2 protein-coding genes and 2 pseudogenes are annotated in these 4198 nt (G+C 59.3%); 3 read left to right on the top strand and 1 reads right to left on the bottom strand.

The features are described from left to right. From istB to AKU94_RS10290, 3 genes and pseudogenes are all read left to right on the top strand, one after another. Positions 1 to 675: IS21-like element helper ATPase IstB (gene istB / locus AKU94_RS10300; protein ID WP_050527203.1), on the top strand; the 675-nt coding region annotated here is incomplete at its 5' end. A 368-nt stretch (positions 676 to 1043) separates the two neighbouring features. Next, entirely contained in the window at positions 1044 to 1931 is an 888-nt protein-coding gene (locus AKU94_RS10295; protein ID WP_050527202.1) for a tyrosine-type recombinase/integrase, read from the top strand. Positions 1932 to 1943: 12 nt separating this feature from the next. After that, positions 1944 to 3184 (top strand): annotated as a pseudogene (locus AKU94_RS10290) (IS91 family transposase). Positions 3185 to 3719: 535 nt separating this feature from the next. On the opposite strand, the pseudogene AKU94_RS10280 reads toward AKU94_RS10290, so the two are convergent. Further along, positions 3720 to 4198 (bottom strand): annotated as a pseudogene (locus tag AKU94_RS10280) (IS3 family transposase); the annotation flags it as partial.

The following is a 4198-nucleotide window of genomic DNA, read 5'->3' as shown; positions in this document are numbered from 1 at the left end:
GCGATCCCCATGTTGTCGCAGCTGCTCAAGGCCGAAATGGCTGAACGTGAGGTTCGTTCCGTCGCTTATCACATGAAGGCGGCACGCTTCCCGGCATACAAGGACCTCTCTGGCTTCGACTTTGCCGCCAGTGAAATCCGTGAAGCCTTGGTTCGCCAGTTGCATCGCTGCGAGTTCATGGATGGGACCGAAAACGTAGTGCTGATCGGGGGCCCAGGAACCGGGAAATCGCATGTCGCTACCGCTCTTGGCATCCAAGCGATCGAACATCGCCGTAAACGCGTCCGCTTCTTCTCAACGGTTGAGTTGGTCAATGCGCTGGAGCAGGAAAAAGCCCAAGGCAAGGCCGGAAAGATCGCTGAGGCGTTGGTGAAAACCGACTTGGTGATCCTGGATGAGCTGGGATATCTGCCGTTCAGCGCTTCGGGAGGCGCGTTGTTGTTCCACCTTCTCAGTAAACTCTACGAGCGCACCAGCGTCGTCATCACCACGAACTTGAGCTTCAGCGAATGGGCCAGCGTGTTCGGCGATGCGAAAATGACCACCGCGCTACTCGACCGCCTAACCCACCGCTGCCACATCCTTGAGACAGGTAATGACAGCTATCGGTTCAAGGCCAGCTCTGAGACAGCGAAAAAGAAACGAAAGGAGACAGCAGCATTGACGCCATCATGACGCAAAGAACATAACAGCTGGGTGGGTCAAGTCTCGGTGACAATGCCGGGTCAGTTCTCAGTGACAATCAACATCTTGCGGCTTGATGGCCTGCTCGCGCAGTTTTGTTGATCTTGCGCGGGCGTCTCAGACCTAGGTTGCATCGTCCACAAAAGGCCATTCAGCGGACTTTTACAACATTCGCTGCACCTGTGAAATTGGATTCGCTTGAAAGCCAGCGCCGACGACACGGGCGGGGGGACTAAGCCGCTCCGCGGCATTGGCGCTCTTGGCTGATGGCGTACAACGCCCGTAACGGGGTGGATTTTGCGATCTTTCTGACCTGCCTGATGATTGGGGTCTTCTCAATCATCACACAGGAGGTTCCCATGGCAGAGGAGAGAGTAAGCCCGCTACGCCAGCGAATGATCGAAGACATGAACATTCGGGGTTTGGCCGAGAAGACCCAGAAAGCCCATATTCGCAACGTGAAGCATTTTGCGGCGTTTCTTGGGCGGCCGCCCGACACGGCCACGCCGGAGGAATTGCGCGCGTATCAGCTCAAAATGACCGAGGACAGCGTGTCGGCCAGCACGTTCAACGTGCGGATCATCTCGCTTCGCTTCTTTTTCGGCACCACCTGCGGACGTGAAGACATGAAGCGGTTCATGCAGTTTCACCGCAAGCCCCGTAAACTACCCATAGTTCTAAGCGTCGAAGAGGTAGCTGATCTGTTGGCCGCCGTTCCCGGCCCGGGGCTCAAGTATCGCGCCGCCCTTGGCATCAGCTACGGGGCGGGGCTGCGCGCCTCCGAGGTGTGCCACCTCAAGGTCAATGATATCGACTGCGACCGGATGCTGATCCATGTCGATGACGGCAAGGGCGGTCGGGATCGCAAAGCGATGCTGTCGCCCAATCTGCTCGCGTTGTTGCGCGACTACTGGTGTGAATCCCGTCCGGAGGGATGGCTGTTCCCGGGCAAGCCCAAGATCAATCCTCTGTCGCCACGCCAGTTGAACCGGGCGTTCACCTCGGCCAAGCACATGGCGGGCATCAAGAAGGCGGCAACGCTGCACACGCTTCGCCACAGCTTCGCGACCCATCTGCTGGAGGCGAACACGGACGTGCGAGTTATTCAGGTGCTTCTTGGCCACGCCAAGCTAACAACCACTGCGCGTTATGCCCATGTGGCCACCAAGACGATCCGCAGCACCGTCAGCCCCTATGAGCAAATTAAGCTGCTGCAAGACGAGACCTTGCGACGAGGAATGCAATAGCGCCCGGGACCAGTGGCCCAACCAAAGCTGGAGATCGCTGACATCTTTCGACGATACGGTTCTACATGGCGGCAGGCCAATGCGGGGCATGTCAGCCTCTCCCAGCTCAAAGTGATGTCGGCGATTGAAGCCTGCCGAACCGAGGCGCTCGGCGGGCATGTGGCGGGATGCACCAAGTGCGGCCACCATCATATCGCCTATAACTCTTGCAAGATACCATTGCCCGGCAGGCGATTGCGAAGCAATCTGCCGAGAGGGGGCACTGTCCCAAGTGTCAAGGACCGGCCGCGCGCGACTGGATGGAAGCGCGTGCCGAGGACCTGCTCTCGGTGGAGTATTTCCACGTGGTCTTTACCCTGCCAGCCGAGATCGCGCAGATCGCCCATTGGAACAAGCGGGCGGTCTACGGGCTGCTGTTCAAGGCATCCGCTAAAACGGTGACGACCATCGCGGCAGACCCCAAACGCATGGGTGCGCGGGTGGGTATGACCAGCGTGTTACACACCTGGGGCTCGGCACTCACCCACCACCCGCACATACATATGATCGTGCCAGGCGGCGGCCTGTCACCCGACGGCACACGGTGGGTCGCCTGCAAACCCGGCTTCTTCCTGCATGTGCGGGTGCTGTCGCGGCTGTTCCGACGCCTGTTTCTGCAAGGGCTGATGGATCTGCATAGCGCGGGCAAACTCACCTTCTTCGGTAATCTCGAAGGGCTGGCTGAAGCCGATACATTCGCCAGCTGGCTCGCCCCGTTCCACAAATCCGAATGGGTGGTCTACGCCAAACCGCCCTTCGGTGGTCCTGAGGCCGTGCTGGCCTATCTGAGCCGCTACACCCACCGGGTGGCGATCTCGAACGCCCGTCTGGTCAGCGCCGATGCCGAGACGGTCGCATTCCGCTGGAAAGACTATCGCATTAAATCCGGCAACCGCCGATCCGTCATGCGGCTGGCCACGCCCGAGTTCATCCGCCGCTTCCTGATCCACGTCCTTCCAGATGGATTCCACCGCATCCGGCATTACGGCCTGCTGGCCAGCTCGGCCCGCAAGGCCAACATCAGAACGATCCGCTCCTTGTTATGTATCGAACATCCGGACCAAGCCCCCGCATCAGGATCCAACGCCGAGATCATCCCACTTACGCTGCGCGAACCATGCCCCTGCTGCGGTGGCCCCATGCGCATCATCGAGATCTTCCGGCGTGGGCAAAAACCAATGTCGCGCGCACCACCCAGGGAGCAGGCCGCATGATAAATCTCCTGTCATCGATCCCCTTTTACAGAATGGCACCGGCTGCTCCCTGCAAAACCCGGCCAGGCTGGATTGTGCCTGCCGTCACCGGTCAGGCCGCTCGGGTGCATTTGCCCCCAATCCCTCCGTGCTGTTGGAGCAATCAGAAGGCGGATCGGTCGCCAGCCACGCTATCAGCCGCACCCAAATCCAATGGTTGCCCCAAGCGTCCGCGCACTTTCCCCATAGCCTGATCCAAGACCCCCGCGGCTTCCTCCTTCCGAGGTTTGTCAACGCGGGCCGCCACCGCAGGATGGCCACCGGTGCGCCGCGGCCCGCATCGAAAAACCTTCAGGAGACCGGCCATTCGCTGCGTTTTGCGCAGAGGTCCCTTAAGCGGGACAGAGCGGACATTGGCAGCCGCCGCATGGGTTGAAGCAGTGTTTGCGCTGCACGCGGCAGAAATATCTTCATTTGTCCACGCTAGGGAGTGACTCACCCATCTCTAACAGTATGTTGAGCTACTCCCCATCGGCTGGACAGGATATGGCGTAAATTAAGCTACTCTCTGCTCCTGCTGATCGTGTTGTGTTCTGTCATTTCTCAGCCAATAGACCACGGCTGGTGGCCTGCCGCCAAGGGCTGAGTGTGGGCGTTGGTTGTTGTAAAAGGTCATCCATTTCCGGATGCCTGCCTTCGCTTCTGATCCGGTCTCCCAGGCATGCAGGTAGACGCACTCGTATTTCAGGGTTCGCCAGAGCCTCTCAATGAAGATGTTGTCTAGGTAGCGGCCCTTCCCATCCATTGAGATGCGCACGCCGGATCGGCGTAGCCGGTCAGTCCAGGCAAAGGACGTGAACTGAGATCCTTGATCGGTATTCATGATCTCGGGCGGGCCGAACTTGTGGATGGCCTCGTTCAGTGCCGCAACACAGAAGTCCGCCTCCAGCGTATTCGAGATGCGCCAAGCCAGCACCTTACGGGTGTGCCAATCCATAATGGCGGCCAGATACGAGGAACCCTCGGCGCATGGGC

The organism is Pseudorhodobacter aquimaris (assembly GCF_001202025.1).
GTDB lineage: Bacteria > Pseudomonadota > Alphaproteobacteria > Rhodobacterales > Rhodobacteraceae > Pseudorhodobacter > Pseudorhodobacter aquimaris.
Note: the sequence above shows the minus strand (reverse complement) of the source record. Positions and strands in the feature narration are given on the sequence as shown.

Coding starts and splice junctions, on each gene's coding strand:
- AKU94_RS10295 (WP_050527202.1), top strand. CDS start 1,044: ATGGCAGAGGAGAGAGTAAGCCCGCTACGCCAGCGAATGATCGAAGAC.